The sequence below is a fragment of the Veillonella denticariosi JCM 15641 genome (assembly GCF_002959855.1).
Classification (GTDB): domain Bacteria; phylum Bacillota; class Negativicutes; order Veillonellales; family Veillonellaceae; genus Veillonella; species Veillonella denticariosi.
On record NZ_PPDB01000003.1, the window covers coordinates 176,592 to 197,123 of the forward strand.

Genomic DNA, 20,532 nt, shown 5'->3' on the forward strand with positions numbered 1-20,532 from the left:
ACCTCCTAGGACTGTTGCAAGGTTTCGACGCCGGTATTGAGCGGAAATCCGTCATAGGTCACCCAGTCGCTGGAGCTGCCTACGTATAAAGCGGATTCAAGCCCGATTTCACTCATCGCCATCAAGGCATTACACGCGGTAACACCGGACCCGCAATACGTCACAAGAGGCCGACTTTGGTATAACTCGTTATAAAACTCGGCCTCCAAATCTTTGACAGATTTAGGACCGTCCGCTGTATAGCCGCTTTCATAAAAATGATTCACGGCACCCGGAATGTGCCCGGTCATACCGTCCATAGTGTCTATTTCAGACCCGTCATACCGGTGCGGCGCACGGGCATCGATGATGACATGATCACCGCTTTCACTGGCCTTGAGAACCTCATCGCGACTCATCACCATATGAGTCTGCAATTCATAATTGAACACTGACGGTTTATCCGGCAACGGTGTCGGTTCCTTCGTTAAAGTATGACCTTCCTTAATCCAGCGTTCAACGCCGCCTGATAAGACGCGCACATCCTTTAGCCCCATGTAGCGCAACGTCCACCACAAACGACCGGCCAGAAACAACCAGGAATCATAAATGACAACCTTCGATTCGCGTGTTATCCCGTATGATTCAAGAGTATGCGCCAACTGATCCATATCGGGCAACGGATGACGACCGCCGTGCTCACCGAGCGGCCCTGTCAAATCCTTGTCCAAATCGACAGCATAAGCCCCCTTGATGTGACCCTGCTTATAATTTTGATACCCGCGAGCATCGAGAATGATGACTTCATCTAGACAACTCAACAATTCTTTAGGAGTGATAAAATTAGACATATGTACTCCTTTCTATAAACATATCGAAAATATCAGATGCGATATGTTTATTATATAACGAAGGAAGGTTGTAGACAATGAATATCAGCTTTCATAAGAAGTAATATTAATAAATTTCATGAATCTCTTATAATTCTGTGCCCTATACGTCTTTTTTACCCCTTTAACATATGATATAATGTAACTAATTACTCTTGTGTGTGTAATTAGACTAGGTATCTAGAAGGGTTTGTGTAGTTGTAAGGAGCGTACACAGTTGAAAAAAGGTTACATCAAACTAATTGCAGCCGTTGTACTCGGCATTGCTATTATTGGTGGCGGAATCTACGGGGTATATACCCTCTTATCATCCAATACAGCGACAATTTTATATCGCTCTACCGTAGAGGACAAAATCAACGCGCTTCGACCTTATATCAATGCATTGGATGCGTATAATTCTTACAGCGTGGCCTACGAGAGCCAATTACAACCAACCCTTGAAGAACTTCGAAACGGTACACACAACACAACGATTACCTTACCGAAATATAAGGACTTAAAACAGGCTTTAGAAGAAGCAAAGCAGGAAAGTCCTACCGCCTATGAGGATGTAAATCAGGCAACAAATGACGTGCTTGCCCTTTTAGATCAAATCATTCCGATTGCGGATCAACTGCAAGCCTATTACGTAGCAAGAACCTATGAAAAAGATAATTACAAGGGCAGCGATGATTTAGCCGCTCAATACGTACCGTTGGCGGAACAGTTCAATGCCGCTTACAATGCATTGGATCTCGCTCTGGATAATCGTAACAATCAACTCTACAAGGAACGCATGGGTGAGTTCCAAGAGGAAAAACGGGAAAATGCGGTAAACTTTATCGAACTCAACCTTATCACAGCACAGACGATCAACCTTATCGACCCGGACGGCAACACCGACACACAAAAGGTCGAATCCAACTTGCAACAGATTACACAACGCATCAATAAATTACAACCCGGCTCCACGCCAAGCACACAGGCCGCTGTAAAAGCATATCAGGATTCCACAAAGGAATTCGTTGCAGAGGCGCGGAACTACATCATTATCAATTCATCTTACGGCGAAGCATATACCCAGTTGTTTATAAAATATAACAAGATGGTGAGCAAAGCCAACTCCGTTAATATGAATGATCTTGATATAACCGAAAAAAGCAAAAAATGAAGAATAAGCCGAGTCCGATTACCGTCGGAGTCGGCATTATTAATTTAAATGCTAAAACAGGAAAAATAAACCTCCTAAGGTAAGCCTCAGGAGGTTTATTTATGTTCTAACCTTATTCCTAGAATAACTGTTTTCAGCTTATTTTCGCTTCAAATCCTTCGTAATAATATAATATTCCGCAGGAGAAATAGCGATGCCGTCAATCTTATTATTCCCTACCACATTGATATTCGGATAGGCCAGGAAAAGGGCTACGCTATTGTCGAGCATCAATTGTTGTGCATTAATAACGGCATTACGGCGTACCGTCTGATCATCGGAGCTTTCAGCAAGTGCTAAGAGTTCATCAAATCGTGCATTGGAAAATCCCGTACCGTTATTTTCACTGCCGGTCCCCCAATATTGTTTCAAGAACCACACGGGCTGCCCCGTATTAGATGTGACTATGCTGGATAAAATCATGTCATAATCGCCGGACTGCGCAATCGAATCCACCACGGTATAATCCATGATTTTGATTTGCACATCAATACCGATTTTCTTGTAATCCGCCTGCAACGCCTCCGCATATAGCGGCAATTCAGGACGGGATGCATAAGTATAAAGCGTCAATACGAGGTTCTCCCCATCTTTATCGACGATGCCGTCCCCATTCGTATCACGATACCCGTCGCGAGCCAGTAATTCCTTCGCACGTTCCACATTATATGCATTCGGGTCGCGCAACTGATTAAATCCATAGTCCACCGATGGCGGCAACGGTGCTTTCCCCGGTGTGAAAGTCCCCTTCATAAGGGTTTTCGCATATTCCTCACGAGGGGCCGCACTGATAAGAGCGCTGCGAAGATTGGCACTCTTCAACGCCCCTTTTTGGCTCATACGCACCATCAAGTCTCGCAATGATGCGGTTTCATAGACCGTAAAATTCTTGTCATTCTTAAAGGTTTCGTATTCTCCGGGACCGATATTGACGGCCATGTCCACATCGCCGGACTGTAACGCCATCGCACGCGTGTTCGCATCATTGATGGCAGGGACCTCTACCCTGCTGAATCCGGCTTTACCGTCCCAGTAATTTTCATTGCGTTTAAGTACCGCCCGTTCCTTTGTAAACGATTCCACTTCATACGGACCTGTCGCTATGGGACCGTCCTTGCTGATATCACGCCCCTGTTCCTCTGCGGTCACGTCGATAATGAGAAATAGAGGATCACCTAACAAATTCGGCAAATTATAATACGGCTTGTCCGTCTTAATCGTGAGCTCCTGACCCTTTGCAGTTATCTCCGTGTAATTGAAGAACGTTTTAGCGCGATTACTCTTTTTGAAAGTTCGCTCCAGTGATGCTTTCACCGCCTCAGCCGTCAAGCGATTGCCGTTTGAGAATTTCACCTTGTCATTGATGGTGAAAGTCCAGGTCAATTTATCATCCCCCTGTTTCCAGGATGTTGCAAGCCACGGTTTCACCTGCATGGAGTCATCAAACTTAACGAGTGTTTCACCGATACCGTAACGCACCACCACCCAGCTGAAATAATCCGCTGTCGGCTCTAATGTGCTGGCAAAACCGATAGTGCCCACCTTAAGGACATCATCGGAACCCGATTCCGACTGATTCATACAACCAATGGTACCAAACACCATGATACCCAATGCGGCACCTATTAATAAAGCCTTGCTAAATCCTTTCATCTACGCACCTTCCTTTCACACAAATCTATGTATATAACTTCATATGAACATACGCCTATATACCCATATGGGTATACTAAATCTATTCAAATATACTATATTCCGAGTATTTACACAATGTGAATTTATGAATATTTGTACAAAAACCCCCCCTTTACTGGTTGTCCAGTAAAGGGGGGGGGGAACATATCAAAAAGGGCTTTCACCATGTTCTTATTCTGCTACACTATCCATCGTCAACGGTTTATGGTCCTGTCCGATTTCAAAAATAGAACTCAATAACACCTTCGTATATGGATGTTTTGCATCAGCCAGATGGAACGCATCCAGTTCCTCCACGATAGCACCTTTATACATGACTACGACCTTGTGGCACATAGTACGGATGAATGCAATATCATGGGCGATGAATAGATATGTCAGATTTTTCTTTTTCTGCAATCTCGCTAACAGATATGCGATGGAATCCTGTACGGATACATCAAGGGCACTTGTCGCTTCATCGAGAACGAGAATTTCCGGCTCCAATACGATAGCGCGAGCAATCGCTACGCGTTGGCGCTGACCGCCGGACATTTCATGAGGATAGCGATGCATAAACTCACGCGGTAAATCTACCATTTCCAGGTAATCACCGGCAATTCGTTCCTCTTGACCCTTTTCGAGCAAGCCGAAATTATATAGAGGCTCCAGTATGATGTCCTTTACTTTCATGCGCGGATTAAACGCTGCTGACGGATCCTGAAACACCATTTGAATCTTTTGACGATATTGTTTCGTCTGTTCCCGATTCATATGCTGGATTTCAACACCGTCCACATAAATTTCGCCTTCCGTAATAGGAAGCATCTTCATAATCATGCGCACCAGCGTAGTTTTACCGGAACCGGATTCCCCTACAATGCCCAGGGACTGGCCTTTCTCAAGCGTGATATTGATATCTTTACACGCCTCGAGTTCACCGCCGGTCGGCAAAGGGAAGCGCTTGCATACATGTTTTAGTTCTATTGCGTAATCAGTCAATGTAACGGCCTCCTCCCAATGTCGGTACCGCATCCTTCAACTGTTTCGTGTATGCATTGGATGGGTTTTCCAAGATATCCTGTGGCGTTCCCGCATCGACGACACGGCCTTTTTTCATAACGAGGATATAATCAGACATATACGCGGCCACACCGAGATTATGCGTTACCATGACGATTGCCGAATTATGTTCCTTTGAAAGCTCGAGCATTTGCATTACCACCTGAGATTGCGTTGTCACATCAAGCGCCGATGTAGGTTCATCGCCGATGAGAAGTGCCGGGTCTAACGCAAGCGCCATAGCGATTCCCACGCGTTGACGTTGACCGCCGGATAATTCATGAGGATATCGTTTCAACATATCCGCCCCGTCAGGCAGGGATACGGACGCTAACAACTCAATAGCACGTCGGTCGCATTCATCATCAGTAATGTCTATATGCGCTTTAAACAGCTCACGAAACTGCTTTCCAATACGCACGATAGGGTCCAATGCACTACCGCTGTCTTGAAATATCATGGCCATATCTTTACCGCGTATAGACCGCCATTCTGATTTAGATAGTGTGCGAAGATCATGACCGTTAAACACCAGGGTTCCGTCCGTCACTTCTCCGCCTACCGGCAACAATCCCATAAGGGCCCGGATTACGGTGGTCTTACCGGATCCGGATTCCCCTACGATGGTTAATACCTTGCCGCGTTCCAAGGTAAAGTTTACATCCATAACAGCAGGCACACCTTGATACGCGATGCTAAGGTTTTTTACAGTAAGTACGTTTTCCGCCATTACAGCTCCTCATTATTTCGTAATTTTATTTGTAATCCAGTAGTAATCACTTGGGTACATAACAGCACCTTTCAAGTAAGAACCGGTTACGATATTAGTTTTAGGATAGCCCAAGAACAATGCTGCACCGTCATTCATCAACAATTGTTGGATTTTAATAGCATAATCACGACGTTTAGCAGGATCAAATTCAGTTTCTGCCGCATCTAACAATTGGTCAACCTCTGGATTGGAATAACCAGAACCATTTTGAGGATTGGAACCATTGATATTGGAGTGCCAGTAATTCGCCAAGAACCAGATCGGGTCGCCCGTATTCGCCGTTACGATATTGGAAATAAGCATATCATAGTCGCCGTCCTGACCCATTTTATCGATCAAGTTATAGTCAACAGTCTTGATTTTCATATCGATACCCACTTTTTTGAGGTCCGCTTGTACAGCTTCCGCATAAAGTGGCAACTCAGCACGAGAGTTATATACAACGAAGTTGAATGTCAACGGTTTACCGTCTTTGTCAAGAACACCGTCACCGTCAGTATCTTTCCAGCCGTCTTCCGCTAATAATTGTTTTGCCCGTTCCACATTATACGCATTAGGGTCTTTCAAGTCATTGAAGCCATAATCCATGGATGGTGGAATTGGAGCGGAACCGGGAATGAATGTACCTTTTAACAATACATCCGCATAGTTTTTGCGGTCCGTTGCGGAAATAACCGCAGCACGAACCTTGTCATCGCCAAGGATACCACGTTGATTGATACGCGCCAATACTACACGAAGAGATGCGATTTCATCTACCTTAAACTTGTCGTTGCCTTGGAACAAACCGATTTCACCGGGGCCGATGTTAACAGCCATGTCCACGTCACCGGACTGCAAGCTCATAGCGCGCGTATTCGGATCATCGATGGAAGGGATTTCTACAGTCTTGAACGGTACTTCACCATCCCAGTAATTTTCGTTTGCCACCATTTCAGCGCGTTCCTTCGTGAAAGATTTCACTACGTATGGACCTGTACCGATCGGGCCTTCTTTAGCAAAGTTACGGCCGTCTTTTTCAGACTGTACATCGACGATGAGGAACAACGGATCCGCTAAAAGACCGGGCATGTTAGGGTATTCCTTATCCGTCTTGATGATCAATTGTTGACCGTTCGCTTCGATGGAATCATATTTGAAGAACGTTTTGGCGCGGTTGGATTTTTCAAAAGCGCGTTCAATGGATGCTTTTACAGCGGCCGCATCAACCTTTTTGCCGTTAGAGAATTTTACCTTGTCATTGATTGTGAAAGTCCAGGTTTTCTTATCATCAGATACTTCCCATTTGGAGGCGATCCATGGCTGCGGCTTCATTTGTTCGTCAAATTTCGTCAATGTTTCGCCCACACCGTAACGCATAACAACCCATGCGAAGAAGTTTTCAGTCGGTTCCAATGTAGATGCGAAGTTTGTTACGGCTACTTTCAACGTATCCTTATTCTCGGCACCTTTGTTATCAGCACCGCAACCGGCAATGAAGGAACCCATCATCACAATGCTAAGGCCTGCTATGAGGGCCTTTTTCCAAGATTTTTTCATGTAAATCTCCTTGTACAGTTACAACATATAAAATATCACCATGCCACACTATGATTGGCAGTAATGGTAAAACCACATTACAGTCCGCCGCCACATGACGGTTCTTTCACGGAATATATTTCGGATTTTTTCCTGAATATACCTTAGGCTAAAATTTATCCCTGATTCTTAGGATCCACTACGTCACGCAGCGAGTCGGACCAGAGATTGAAGATAGCTACGACGAGCAAAATGGACATCCCCGGAAATACCATAAGCCATGGGCTCGTCTGTAAATATTGACGCCCCTCATTGAGCATAAGGCCCCATTCCGGAGTCGGCGGCTGCGCACCGAAACCTAGGAAGGATAAGCCCGCAACCTCAATCATGATAGCACCGATATCGAGAGCACCGGTCGTTACGACGAGAGGTAAAATGTTCGGAATGATATGACGTCTGAGAATGGTTCCCGTAGAGGCCCCCATCATAACCGCCGCCGTTACATATTCCTCGCCGCGTACTTTCAGCGTAAGGGAACGCACGATACGTGCATATTTCGCCCAGCCTACGACAGACAAAGCGAGAATTGTATTTACAATACTACCACCCAAAATACCGGCGATAGCAATCGCCAATACAACGCCCGGGAAGGATAACATAATATCCGCCATGCGCATGAGGACGATTTCGATTTTCCCGCCGAAATAACCTGCCACCGCACCGATAACGGTACCGATTGTCACCATGATAGCGACGATAGACACGCCCATGAAGAGAGACAACTGCGTACCGTAAATGATGCGGGATAATACGTCGCGGCCCAGCTTATCCGTGCCGAACCAGTGCTGTGCGCTCGGCGCCTGCAGAGCCTGACTCATATTCGATGTGAAAGCATCACCCGGTGCAAGCCATGGTGCAAAGATAGCGATGAACACCACGATGAGCATCAACATACTGTAGAAAGAGAACAATTTATGTTTTTGAATAAATTCTGTCATCATGCTCTCTCCCGTTTTAATCTAGGGTCCAACAGGATATACGATGCATCTACTAGAGCGTTAATGCACATATACGCTAATGCAACCCACAACACAAAACCTTCAATCAGCGGATAATCGCGCATGGTGATGGCATAAATCGCCATATTCCCGAGGCCAGGCCAGGAGAATACCATTTCCACTACGGCTACACCGCCTAAAAGCCATCCGATAAGCACGCCCAAGATGGTAATCAATGGAAGTAATGCATTCGGCAAGATATGGCCGAATAAGATTTTCACTTCGCTGACACCACGAGCGCGAGCACCGATGACATAATCCTTCTGCATTTCCTCCAGGATGACAAGACGTACTTGCCTCATGTACTTGGAACCTACCACTACGGCCAATGTAATCGCCGGGAGAATGACCCCCGTTGCCGTTACGCGGGACGATGCAATCGGAACCAGACCTAACTTAAGACCAAAAATGTAGATTAACACTAGGCCCAACCAGAATGTCGGCATAGAGATACCTACAAAGGAAGCAAATCTGAGCAGATAGTCTATCCATTTATTCCGATTAAGAGCACTCACAATCCCTGCCGGCAATGCATACAGCAATGTAAATACTAACGCTGTTCCCGCGAGAGCTACCGTTCCCGGCAAAGCCTCCAGCATGCGATCCACCACCGGTTTTTTCGAGGAATAACTCATCCCCAAATCACCGTGCGCCGCATTGACAACCCAGTTCGCATACTGCACCAGAAATGGCTTATCGAGCCCCAACTGTGCTCGCGTTTCATCAATCGTTTCCTGAGATACAATCGTATCCGCCGTTTCCAATAACATCGTTACCGGATCACCGGGGGCTAAATAGGTTAGACAAAATGTCAAAAATGTAATGCCAAACAGGGTCACAATAAACTGACCGATCTGCTTGGCAATGCGTTTGCCCATAGGCACCTCCTAAACTCTCTAAAACCCGAAATACCAGCGATACATGAATAACTTATAAGTGCCTCTCCAAGCTGCTGCATTCTAATATCTCCTATCTCCATAATTTTATTGCTTTGCAATATGGAGCCCTCCACACACGTTGAGCTCTACCGGGAAATATGCGCAAAAAAAGGCTAGTCAGCCTGACTAACCTAAACAGGAAATACCATATACAATATACCGTTCCTTTAGAGCAGGCTTTCTGACTTATGATTCATCGCAACATCTCGGCCTTCCCAGTTCCCCAGTGACCCTATAATGAAACCTTGCTCCTCATTACAGCTATTTGCATAGTATGGGATTCACACCCATTTTCCTCTTTTACGCTCGGTATACACCGACACTCATTAGTTTATTCATTTTTATCGATTATAAATATACTATATTTATACTTAGTTTACAATACACATACCCCCTATGGGTACAAAGCACACATCAGGGCACAAAAAAGAGGCCGTTACAGTAGTAACAGCCTCTAAAAGACGAGAGTTTAATCGATACTTTGTTGTAAACCGACCTGGCGGCGATGTAGCCATGCTTTGCGAACCATATACGTTACAAAGCCGATGCCGATAGCAATAGCGCTGCCCATCATCGCATCCACGCCACATGCGTAGATTGCATACAAGCAGTATGCTACGCCAAACATCGCAACCGGTGCGAATCTTTTAACTTTCACCTCTGCAGCACCCTCCTGTCGCATCATAGTCGTTACAGCTAAGATACACAATACATAAGGGAACACATTAGTTACAACGGCCAAGTTTACAAGATTTTCAAATTGCTGACGAAGAGAATCATCTGCCGTAAATAATGTAATCGCCGTTTCAATAGCCAACAGGATAAAGACGCCACGCACGGGAGCATCCTTGCTGTTCACGCGAGCGAACACCTTAGGGAAATAGCCGTGCTCTGCGCAACTTTTAAAAACACGAGACAAGGTGAACTGCCAGCACAATAATGCACCGAAGCAGGAAATCACCATAGCCGCCATTACGATATCAGCCACCATATCATTGAACATGTATACGAAGGTCAACCCGAATGGTGCGTTCGAATTTAAGAGATCAACGTTAGGCACGATACCGGCCATCACGTTAGTGGACAAGATGTAAATCACCGCCACTGCTAATGTGCCCGCTACAGTCGCAATAGGCACGTTTTTCTTTGGATTCTCTACAGCATCAGCATTCGCTGCAGCAGATTCAAATCCTAGGAAGCCCCACAATGTTAATGCAATGGATTGTTTGATTGCATCAAAGAACGGCAAGTCGTTTGGATTCCATGCCGCCATGTACGTGTCAGGGTTGAACCAGAACCAACCGAGAGTTCCGATTACAAGGACCGGGACGATAGCGCCCCAAATAGTAAGGTTGCTTAATTGACCGGTGAAGCGATTACCGCGGAAATTCAAAATCGCCGCGAACCAGAGCAATACGATTGCCGCCTCACTCATCTGAATGGCATTAAGATCAACCCCAAAGAAAACTGCGCCATAACCGACTGCAGATACTGCAATGGCTATATTAGCAATGATAAGCGATATGCTGTAAGCATAATTCGCCATAAAATGTCCAGTTTTACCGAAGCGGTATTCTGCATAGCCGCCCACGCCGCCACGTTTCGTGGAGAACATACCCGCTTGAGCAAAAATATACGCCAGTACCAGCGCACCCACAGCTGTCACGAGCCAAGATAAAACTGAAATAGTACCAACTTGAGCCAAATTAGTCGGTAACATAATGATCCCAGCTCCTAGCATATTGGCTGCTACCATTGTGGTTAGCTGGAATACAGACATTTTTTTAGCGGTGGTTTTCATGTATCAATCCCCTTTCATTAAGGTGAATTTTTTCTCGTCCATAATTCACTTGTACTATATATACCGCTAAGTAAATCCAGTTCGTGCTGTGATGGGCTTGAATGTGGATTTACCGTTTTTATTCTTAATACGACTCCAATAATATCACCTATGAGTTCAAAATGAAAGTACTTTATTGACGGACATGCCATATTACACGAATTGAATAAATCATATATAATTTAACATGTAAAACGAACTGAATTTATTTTAACGATGACAATATATATTTTTACCCTATTTTATCCTGTGTCTATATGTGGTTTTTCCTATCTATGACGGTTATAGTATCGTGGCACAAGACTATTATTTTCTACAGTCCACTGTACGCGAACACAAAATTACACCATTTTTATAGTACATTCTCACTTACAATACATAACAGTTTCAGCAAACCAAAAGCCGATATATACATAGGTCTATATCGATTCCCTTAACGGCAAATCAACGATTATGTATATATCGGCTTTATAAATTTTTCAGCTATACTGATGAATTATTTTATCCCTGTACGGATTCAACAATGACCTTCCAGTCGGCAATTTGTTTTTCTTCTACAGCGATAACGGCTTTACCGTTATTCCGTTGCCGTTCCACGCATTCCGGTGCGGTTCCGGAGTAGTTGTTACGTCCCGCTACACAGGCTTCAATGGAGATGGCATCAAGAATATCCGCATCAAAATGATGAGAGATGGCTTTGAAATCCTCTACGGATAAATCGAGGAGTACACAGCCCTTTTCGATGCAATGATGTACGGCATTGCCCACGATTTCATGAGCTTCACGGAACGGAACGCCTTTTTTCGCAAGATAATCCGCCATATCCGTCGCATTCGAAAAGTCGTCATCCAGGACTGCTTTCATATGAGCACCGTTTACCTTCATACCCCGAATCATGGCCGCATTGATGGATAATGCAAAGTGAACCGTATCAATGGCATCAAAAATCCCCTCTTTATCCTCCTGCATATCCTTGTTATACGTCAACGGCAAACCTTTGAGTGTCGTTAGCAGCCCCAACAGATGTCCATAGGTACGACCTGTTTTACCGCGCACCAGTTCACATACGTCGGGATTTTTCTTTTGCGGCATGATACTGGAGCCCGTGCAGTGCGCGTCGTCCAGTTCAATAAAATTAAACTCATTGGTGGACCACAAAATCAGTTCCTCGCTGAGACGGCTCAAGTGCATCATCACAAGAGACGCAAAGGCAAGGAATTCGACTACGTAATCACGGTCGGATACGGCATCCATACTGTTCTCATAAATACGAGAAAAACCCAAAAGCTCCTGTGTGTACGTCTGATCAATACCGTATGTGCTGCCCGCTAATGCACCCGCCCCGAGAGGCATAATATCGGCATGCTTAAAGACCGTCAGCAAGCGGTCAAAATCGCGTTCCAACATGGAAAAATACGCCATCATGTGATGTCCGAACAACACCGGTTGCGCCCGTTGCAAATGAGTATACCCCGGCATGATTACGTCGCTGTATTTCTCCGCCGTTTCGATGAGCGCCTTTTGCATATCCACGATGAGTTCGCCCATTTCCACAACAGCCTTGCGCACGTACATATGCAAATCCACCGCACATTGGTCATTACGACTACGCCCTGTATGCAAACGACCGCCCGCTTCACCGATATCGTCGGTGAGGCGCTTTTCAATATTCATATGAATATCTTCAAGGGCGACGGAAAACGGGAACTCCCCCTTATCGATTTGCCCCTTTATCTTCGTTAAGCCCGCCACAATTGCATCCCGATCCGCGTCGGAGATAATATGTTGTTTAGCCAGCATTTTCGCATGTGCCTTACTGCCGGCAATATCTTCGGCGTACATCCGAGCGTCAAAAGCGATAGAGGATGTAAAATCCTCTACCGCTTTATCCGTGCCCTTTGTGAAACGCCCGCCCCACAATTTAGCCATTATAAACCTGCCTTTTCTTTCATCAACGCATTAATTTTAAGAGGTAAACCGAACAGGTTGATGAATCCGGCTGCATCAGCCTGATCGTATACATCATCCTCTTCGAATGTTACGAAATCTTCGCTGTACAAGGAATATGGAGAGGTACTGCCTGCAGAAATGATATTGCCTTTGTACAATTTGAGTTTCACATCGCCCGTTACCGTCTTCTGCGTTTCGTCCACAAATGCCTGCAACGCGTTCATCAACGGCGCAAACCACATGCCGTCGTACACGAGTTCCGCATACTTGTTCGCAATGAGTTCTTTATAGTGATACGTCGCTCTGTCGAGGCAAAGGTATTCCAATTCTCTGTGCGCATACATGATGATAGATCCGCCCGGATTTTCATAAACGCCACGGGATTTCATGCCTACCAATCTGTTTTCCACGATATCTACGACGCCGACGCCATAATGAGCGCCGATTTCATTGAGTTTTTCCAACAATTGCAACGGGGTACCTTTTTCACCGTCTACGGCTACCGGTACGCCTTCTTTGAAAGTAACCGTCACAAAACCGGCTTCATCAGGGGCCTGTTCCGGAGTATGCGTCACCAAATACACATCATCTTTAGGAGCATTTGCGGGATTTTCAAGATCGCCGCCTTCATGAGATAAATGCCATACGTTTTGGTCCATCGAATACGGATGCGTTTTAGTGGCCACTACAGGGATGTTATGCTTCGCCGCATATTCCATGCAGTCCGTACGGGATTTCAAATCCCATTCCCGCCATGGCGCGATAATTTTCAAGTTCGGTGCAAGGGCTTTGATAGCCAATTCAAACCGCACCTGATCGTTACCTTTACCGGTCGCACCGTGAGCAACCGCATCGGCGCCTTCTTTAGTGGCGATATTAACCAGAATTTTACCAATCAAAGGTCTCGCAAAAGATGTTCCGAGTAAATATTTACCTTCGTACACGGCACCGGCTTTCACAGTAGGCCATACATATTCTTTAACGAATTCCTCCTTCGCATCGACGATATACGCCTTGGACGCGCCGGACGCGATAGCCTTTTTCTCAACAGCATCGAAATCCTCAGGCTGCCCCAAATCAACGCACACGGCGATGACCTCGCAACCGTAATTTTCCTTGAGCCAAGGAATGATAACAGATGTGTCCAACCCACCAGAATACGCAAGTACTACTTTGTTTGCTTTGCCCATGATAACACCTCATAAACCCATTATATATTTCTATAATATACGTGATACACTATCAGACAACTGTGAAAGCCCCATGGCTTTACAGCCGGTGAAAGCATTTCACCAATCTGACAAAACATAGTATACACTCGTATATTTATAAATGCAAGTATTATTTTTATGCAATTATATAATATAGTTCGGTTTGTAAGTATTTTCCGAATCAAACTTCAAAAGTATCAATACTAATCACATACCTGTAGATTAGCGACTAATCGTAAATTTATTTCAAAGACCCTTTTCAGAAAACTCTAATACTACTTCATCAGGAGTATCTTCCTTAATAGATAAATAATATAACTGTCCATCAATCTCCTTTTGATAATAGTTCCCCGACAACTCCCATCCATTCTTAGATATAAATTTTTTAATATTATTAGAATCGTCTACATCCATAAACTTAACTACAAAATGTGGAGAAAGCGTACTTATATCAAAAATAAAAGGTGTAATTGAATCAACTTTAAGATCAACTTCATTCGTAAGAGTTCTTAATTCAGCCCAAAATATTTCTTGAGAAGCAGAATATTGCGTTTTCAACTGGTTATCAACTTTATATAACACACACAATACGTTAATCCTTCTGATTCACTAAAATCAACGTCTACTTCATTCCTACTCATCTCGTTAATAGTACAACATCAGAATCACTGTAAAGTGACTACCATCATAATCAAGAAATCATCCTGCAAATTTAATATCAAATTTACTTAAACATTATTTTTAAAATATATCCCATGAGTATTAGATATATTAAAAGCATAATAATTAGCATATTCATCAACTTATATTTTCTTGATATAAACCTATTACTAAAATCAGTGTATATACTCCGTCCCATAATATAGTAGTACGAATAAACTGAACATCATTATTAAATATTACATAAGAAGCTACTATCGGTAATAAAGCAAGTAATGCTAGCTGATTTAAAACTTTAACTAACTTTGGAAACCGTCTAAACTTCTTAATCGTTTCCCATTTTTCATCTGTTAAAGTTTGGGCTATCTCAATTCTATAAATAATACTCCCTGTCCATGCAATAGTAATCAGGAAAATTATTCTTAAAATATCAATCTTGTACATTTCTACACCGTTTATAAGAGTCTGTTACTTTACTAAAACACGTCCCGCTTTCAAATAAACTACCCCCCCATATCCAACACATACTATATACGATGAAAACTTCTTTAAATGATATCCGGTCAATTAATGCTTCACCATTTTTCTTAAACAGTAGCAATAAGAACGATTTAAAATGCCCCAATAGTTCATCTCCTTTTATAATAAGCTTCTACTATTTTAGCCATGCATCTAATACATTTGAAAGTTTTGCTGCTATTGCAATAGATCCAATTGATAAGAAAAATACAAATACTTTATTTAATGCAACAAGTCGATACAGCATCACATTAAATAGAAAGAAGACATAGCCATTGAGTATAGTTATTATTAATTTTGTTGCATCTGCAGCAAGTCCATACCAAAACACATTGTAAAATTTAAGGCTATTAATAGGATGTATTAAAATAATTTTTGTACTTAAACAAAATAAATAAAAAGTGGATATATAAAGTGTAATTAAGAAAAACTTTCTTATTGCAATTTGTCGTGATCTACCGACAATTAACCATAACAGTAATGCTATAAAAAAGTTATCTACTAAAACAGCTGTAGAGAAATCAACTACATATGATAACAAGCTAATTTTCCCAATATTAAAAGGTTGAGCAATAACACTCAGAGAATCTCTTATAAAAACTCCATGAGTACCATAAGCTACTCGCAAGGTCAACCAAGCAATAAAGAAGTAAAATAATGCTGTTGTTACCTTCGTACTACTAAGGATATGATTAATGTCTGCACGCAATGGCGAAAAAAATATTACTTTCAAATTTTTAAGCATCAATTACCCCTTTCATTATTTAATATTATGTCTACGCAAGTAGCTATTTATTCTATAAAGTTTTTCATCACTAAAGTTTCTGATTCCCATACGCCCCACGTAAGCCTCTAGCATATATAATATTATGATTGTACGGTCAAGGTTAAAAAATTCAACTCCAACATAAAAAAGAGCCATTGTTTGGAGTGATTTACATAATTATAATCGTTCTTTTTTAACTCATAGAGTTAAAATTGCAACACATTTTGCCCTATAATCAAAAACAGCAGATAGTTGACAGGATATAGCCAACTATCTGCTGTTTGAAGTAATAAATTACACACTACAGATTACTAGTAATCCCGATCTCCCAATTTCCATCATATCTATCTTTATAAAGCATATAGACCCCATAATTATTATGTGATAAAAGATAGGAAGTACTATTATTAGTGCTTCTCTTATTAATTATATCAGACTTTATAATAGGTTTAAGTGGATTTAGTATTAAATCCACAGTTTCACTTTCACTCAATTGAGATACAAAGGTAATTGTAATGCTCCAGCCCCCTCCTTTAGGGCGATGACCTTCTCCGACTGAACTAACGCTTACTTTATCATTATTTTTTATAGTCTCTATAACGGCATCCTGTACAGTTTTAACACGCTCTTTATTAAAGTCCAGTTGAGAATTATTATAAATTGAATGAAAAAGAAAAACTGCTACAACCAAGCCTAGAAATGCAAAAAAACTCCATTTACGCATATGATAATCTCCATTTGTCATCAATTATACTCTTCATATGGATCCTCTTCTCCATCATCTAATATTTCATATAGTGCCTACACTCTAGCCGGAGCTTTTGTTGGTGAGTTTAATAGAATCGCTCTATATTATTTAAGCAATAAAAAACCAGCAGGTAGTTGATAGGTTATGATCAACTATCTGCTGATTAAAATAAGAATAAAAAGCACTATGGATTACTTTTTGATTGTTATTCCGTAATATCTGAATCAGCAAACATTTCAAATTCAAGAGACCCAGTTTTTTGAGTTACTTTTAAAATATAAATCGTATTATTTACTGACTTTTTATAAACATCATCATTGAGTATCCATCCAGCTTTTCTCAATTGCAGCTCAATATCTTCACCATTAGAATTAACTTGCGCAATAAAATGAGGTGTAAAGCTACCAATTCGTATAACTTTAGGATTAATAAACACTATCTCATATGCATTCGTATTTACAAGCTGTTTAAACTCAGCCCAATAAACTATAGAATATGAAGAATATTCTTTTTCCAAATACGTATCAATAGCAGAGCCTATATATATGGCAGAGATCATACCTAAAATCATGCCAAACGCCACAAGGAATGCTTTTAATAAATTCATAAAGAACTCCTCTTCTACTGAAAGATACCAATAACTAAACTTTCATTATCAAAAATTAATAAATAGTCATCATCTACACCTTTAGATACATACATTAAATGATTCTCATCCAGAAGAGTATAATTTGATTGCATTTTAGTCCCCATATTTTTATCTACTTTACCTATAACCCTAATTTTTGTTGATTCAGAAACCCCCATTTTATGATAAAGCTTAGTCCAAGATATTTCTTTTAAAATTTCCTCATTATACAATTTAAAGACTTCAATATATAGATTTGAAGCATACGGATATCGATTAATTGCATAATAGTTGCTGATATGCAATACCAGAAAAAATGACATACTAGTAATTATTCCCAAAAGAATATATTTAATGATAAATTTGATAAATTTTATATCCATTATTAATATCGTCTCCAATGCATCTTATTTGAATACTCATCAAAACCTTTAAAATGATGGAACCCACCATAACCATCATATATTTCAGCTCCAAATGGACGACGTCTAATCAATACAAGTTTACCTGCAGACCCATTATATAGTTCTAATCCACTATTCGGATGAGCTTTAAAATATGCTAAAACATTAGTATTATAATCACTTCCCCAAATGTCTGCATCAGAAAGATTACCAACATAACTAGAATATCCACCAAAGGTTGATATTCCATGCGCAGTAGTAGTAACACCTGTATCAAAATGAATACTTTGATTCTGAGATGAAAAATCATCTAAACTTGAAGGAATTGCAACTCCAGTCGACCAGTTAATATAATTATAGGTAGCACTTACACCTATACTACCTCCTTTTATCGACTCTTTTATCAATTCCGCAGAGTTTGGGTCATTGGGAATATTAGGAAATGTAATTACTTTAACAGTAGCACCAACAGGAATAACATTATCAGATATTGATAAATCTCCACCAACTTGATCATAAATTCCACCAAATTTATCTACTATAACTCCTACCATTCCATCAACAGAAGCAATACCTCCATTTATAATATCTGCAGATGCGTCTATTGAATAAACTTGATTATATTGTAATTTACTTCTATCAACATAATCTATTGCTGGTTTAAAAATAAATGAAGTAAATTATATTTAGTTCACATCGAAGCCATTGTTGCACCAACTGAAACTGGTTTATCAATGACTTTATTAACAGCCACTCCCAAAACAGCACTTAGTATTTGTGCTTGATCCGGATGATCTTTTCCTACCGTATCAATAATCTTCTTAATCGCTACTTCATTAACGCCCGCCGCTACAGCCCCCCGCTCCATTTGGGTTACCTGCTAACTGTGATGTAATTTCACCAATTGCAGCATGTAAAGGTACTTTCTGTGCGGAACCGTCTTTCGAATGGTATTTATCACTTAAGCGATGTACTTCTTCAAATGCATTTTTAGCATAATCAATATGAGGCTTCCAGCCTACTCAACTAGGCACAATATAACAAGAACGCCGAGAATAGATAAACCTTCACCATCGACATACTGTAACACCTTGATACGCTTTGCATTGAGCGCATCGATTTTGAACCATGTCAGCTCAATGAACGGCATATTATCGATAACAAATTAATACGATGCTCCGGCACATAAGCATTCGTCGACACATGAACAATACCATCCTTTATAATGCGCAGATTCATGTTCTTCACGCGCTTGATGGTCAACTCGTATTCAATTCTGTCGCCATTATAAGTAATAGACCTAGTTGTTTAAGTATTCATGCCTTTCATTTTATCATAAAGCACTCATAAAATCGTAAAAATCTGGTAATTTTAATAGGAATTATTCGATATAGATAAAACAATAAAAAATAACAGATAGCTGATTGTTGATAATCAGCTATCTGCTGTAAATACTAAAATATTATATTCTTAACTTTAACGCTTGTTAAATTTTACCAACTCCAGATTCCAAGAAGGATCAGAAAAATACTCTGTCCTACAGACACAACAATTCGACCTATACCTATAATACTAATGCCATAACATTTCCCCTCTTTGCGCATAAAATATTCATTCAGATTTTGCTTTAGTGCAAACATTTCTCCCCAAAGAAGGCCAGCAAGTATTAACGAAAAAATAGAAAAGCTATGTAAAATCGTCCCCCCGAAAATAATCATTAATTCAATCATTAATAATTGACCTAATTGTATCATCGTAAGAACTAGACTTCTCTTAGTATTTGCTCCTGCAATAGTTATTGTATTATTCCGTATAATATATATTGCATACATACCAATTAAAATACTACTTAAGACACGCCCAGCGTTCATAATTCCTCCTCACTAATCTTTTATACCTTCAAAACCATCTTGAATAACTTCATCCGTATACGCAATATTATCTGCTTGTCTTTCCTCTGCATTTTTAGGTCCATAATAAACATCCTGATAAGCATTAACACCTTGACCAATACTATGAGATATAGCAACATACTCAGATTCGTCCATAAAATGAGTGGTTTTTTGATTTGTGACTACGTCGCGAACCAGTCTAAAGACAATAATAAAAATGACACCTCCTAAAAGGTGCCATTTTTATTATTATTTGTCAATTCGTATTAAAACAAAATAACTTAAGATATTAATCTAAATCGTATAAACAAGATGGTTTATTGCTCAAGTTTACAATGATGTTTTTAAATCTAGTTATTTTTTTCATAAAAAATTTTTTTCTTATAATCATAACTAATCCCCCACTCTGCAGGAGATATCGGAATATGCTCATTATCATAATCAATACCTCTCCAAACAGAATTATCTCTAAAGTAACTAAGACCATCTTGAACTAATTTGGTTTCTAAACAGAATTCACCAGCCAAACTTATATTATTCTCTAAAAGTAGTCCTCTTACTATTAAACACTCATATTCCCAACCTTCATAATTTAAGTACTCAAAATATCGCAATGCAATTTGAGCATCCCACAAGTTATTTATAACCATAACTTTAAAGAGACTATTTACTACTTCATACTCGCTAGATATATAATACTCATTTGTTAACAAAAATTTATATATCTGCTTACCTTCATTTGTATTTAATTTACCAGACCTTAAACTGTCTTGTAAATTATTCATGTTTAACATTTTACTTATTTGAAACTGATCCATAAAAACCGCTCCT

22 protein-coding genes and 1 riboswitch are annotated in these 20,532 nt (G+C 40.9%); of the genes, 1 reads left to right on the top strand and 21 read right to left on the bottom strand.

Annotation, left to right across the window (positions count from 1 at the left end; genetic code table 11):
* Positions 1-5: 5 nt before the first annotated feature.
* Positions 6-830, bottom strand: coding sequence for a sulfurtransferase (locus tag VEHSUH05_RS03320; protein WP_105090711.1), 825 nt, complete (start codon positions 828-830; stop codon positions 6-8).
* 256 nt (positions 831-1,086) lie between these two features.
* Between VEHSUH05_RS03320 and VEHSUH05_RS03325 the strand changes: the two genes are divergently transcribed.
* On the top strand, positions 1,087-2,022 hold the full coding sequence (locus tag VEHSUH05_RS03325) for a YiiG family protein (RefSeq protein ID WP_105090712.1): 936 nt from the start codon (positions 1,087-1,089) through the stop codon (positions 2,020-2,022).
* A 138-nt stretch (positions 2,023-2,160) separates the two neighbouring features.
* Here VEHSUH05_RS03325 and VEHSUH05_RS03330 read toward each other — a convergent pair whose 3' ends face one another.
* The 20 genes from VEHSUH05_RS03330 to VEHSUH05_RS03420 all read right to left on the bottom strand — a co-directional run bounded on the left by VEHSUH05_RS03330 (position 2,161) and on the right by VEHSUH05_RS03420 (position 20,519).
* Positions 2,161-3,714, bottom strand: coding sequence for an ABC transporter substrate-binding protein (locus tag VEHSUH05_RS03330; protein WP_105090713.1), 1,554 nt, complete (start codon positions 3,712-3,714; stop codon positions 2,161-2,163).
* A gap of 213 nt (positions 3,715-3,927) precedes the next feature.
* Positions 3,928-4,737 carry an ABC transporter ATP-binding protein gene (locus tag VEHSUH05_RS03335; protein ID WP_105090714.1) on the bottom strand — a complete coding sequence of 270 codons (810 nt, stop codon included), beginning with the start codon at positions 4,735-4,737 and terminating at the stop codon, positions 3,928-3,930.
* Complete coding sequence (locus VEHSUH05_RS03340) at positions 4,730-5,527, bottom strand: ABC transporter ATP-binding protein (RefSeq protein WP_105090715.1); 798 nt, start codon at positions 5,525-5,527, stop codon at positions 4,730-4,732. Before VEHSUH05_RS03340 ends, VEHSUH05_RS03335 begins: the two co-directional genes overlap by 8 nt.
* A 12-nt stretch (positions 5,528-5,539) precedes the next feature.
* Positions 5,540-7,108, bottom strand: coding sequence for an ABC transporter substrate-binding protein (locus tag VEHSUH05_RS03345; RefSeq protein ID WP_105090716.1), 1,569 nt, complete (start codon positions 7,106-7,108; stop codon positions 5,540-5,542).
* 155 nt (positions 7,109-7,263) lie between these two features.
* Positions 7,264-8,085, bottom strand: coding sequence for a nickel transporter permease (gene nikC / locus VEHSUH05_RS03350; RefSeq protein WP_054674370.1), 822 nt, complete (start codon positions 8,083-8,085; stop codon positions 7,264-7,266).
* Entirely contained in the window at positions 8,085-9,023 is a 939-nt protein-coding gene (nikB, locus tag VEHSUH05_RS03355; protein WP_105090717.1) for a nickel ABC transporter permease, read from the bottom strand. The genes nikC and nikB overlap by 1 nt, the downstream gene beginning before the upstream one ends.
* A gap of 214 nt (positions 9,024-9,237) precedes the next feature.
* Positions 9,238-9,425, bottom strand: a riboswitch (cobalamin riboswitch).
* Between the two features lie 127 nt (positions 9,426-9,552).
* Positions 9,553-10,884, bottom strand: coding sequence for a putrescine-ornithine antiporter (gene potE / locus VEHSUH05_RS03360; protein ID WP_105090718.1), 1,332 nt, complete (start codon positions 10,882-10,884; stop codon positions 9,553-9,555).
* 540 nt (positions 10,885-11,424) lie between these two features.
* The gene (gene argH, locus VEHSUH05_RS03365; RefSeq protein ID WP_105090719.1) at positions 11,425-12,852 is read right to left on the bottom strand and encodes an argininosuccinate lyase; all 1,428 of its coding nucleotides are present in this window, start codon (positions 12,850-12,852) and stop codon (positions 11,425-11,427) included.
* A complete protein-coding gene (locus VEHSUH05_RS03370; protein WP_054674335.1) occupies positions 12,852-14,063 on the bottom strand; it encodes an argininosuccinate synthase in 1,212 nt (403 codons plus the stop codon). The genes argH and VEHSUH05_RS03370 overlap by 1 nt, the downstream gene beginning before the upstream one ends.
* A 267-nt stretch (positions 14,064-14,330) precedes the next feature.
* The gene (locus tag VEHSUH05_RS03375) at positions 14,331-14,666 is read right to left on the bottom strand and encodes a hypothetical protein (protein WP_146104586.1); all 336 of its coding nucleotides are present in this window, start codon (positions 14,664-14,666) and stop codon (positions 14,331-14,333) included.
* A 216-nt stretch (positions 14,667-14,882) separates the two neighbouring features.
* Positions 14,883-15,188, bottom strand: a complete 306-nt coding sequence (locus VEHSUH05_RS03380; RefSeq protein ID WP_054674331.1) for a hypothetical protein — start codon at positions 15,186-15,188, stop codon at positions 14,883-14,885.
* 211 nt (positions 15,189-15,399) lie between these two features.
* On the bottom strand, positions 15,400-16,008 hold the full coding sequence (locus tag VEHSUH05_RS03385) for a hypothetical protein (protein WP_054674329.1): 609 nt from the start codon (positions 16,006-16,008) through the stop codon (positions 15,400-15,402).
* Between the two features lie 322 nt (positions 16,009-16,330).
* The gene (locus VEHSUH05_RS03390) at positions 16,331-16,753 is read right to left on the bottom strand and encodes a hypothetical protein (protein ID WP_146104587.1); all 423 of its coding nucleotides are present in this window, start codon (positions 16,751-16,753) and stop codon (positions 16,331-16,333) included.
* Positions 16,754-16,982: 229 nt separating this feature from the next.
* A complete protein-coding gene (locus VEHSUH05_RS03395; RefSeq protein ID WP_054674325.1) occupies positions 16,983-17,384 on the bottom strand; it encodes a hypothetical protein in 402 nt (133 codons plus the stop codon).
* A gap of 14 nt (positions 17,385-17,398) precedes the next feature.
* The gene (locus tag VEHSUH05_RS03400; RefSeq protein WP_105090721.1) at positions 17,399-17,788 is read right to left on the bottom strand and encodes a hypothetical protein; all 390 of its coding nucleotides are present in this window, start codon (positions 17,786-17,788) and stop codon (positions 17,399-17,401) included.
* A 2-nt stretch (positions 17,789-17,790) separates the two neighbouring features.
* Positions 17,791-18,363 (bottom strand): hypothetical protein, encoded by a 573-nt coding sequence (locus VEHSUH05_RS03405; RefSeq protein ID WP_054674321.1) that lies wholly within the window; start codon positions 18,361-18,363, stop codon positions 17,791-17,793.
* A gap of 137 nt (positions 18,364-18,500) precedes the next feature.
* Entirely contained in the window at positions 18,501-18,677 is a 177-nt protein-coding gene (locus VEHSUH05_RS09290) for a hypothetical protein (protein ID WP_170007091.1), read from the bottom strand.
* Positions 18,678-19,302: 625 nt separating this feature from the next.
* Entirely contained in the window at positions 19,303-19,680 is a 378-nt protein-coding gene (locus VEHSUH05_RS03415) for a hypothetical protein (protein ID WP_105090722.1), read from the bottom strand.
* 12 nt (positions 19,681-19,692) lie between these two features.
* Positions 19,693-19,857 carry a hypothetical protein gene (locus VEHSUH05_RS09295; RefSeq protein WP_170007093.1) on the bottom strand — a complete coding sequence of 55 codons (165 nt, stop codon included), beginning with the start codon at positions 19,855-19,857 and terminating at the stop codon, positions 19,693-19,695.
* Between the two features lie 194 nt (positions 19,858-20,051).
* Positions 20,052-20,519, bottom strand: coding sequence for a hypothetical protein (locus VEHSUH05_RS03420; RefSeq protein ID WP_105090723.1), 468 nt, complete (start codon positions 20,517-20,519; stop codon positions 20,052-20,054).
* Positions 20,520-20,532 lie beyond the last annotated feature (13 nt).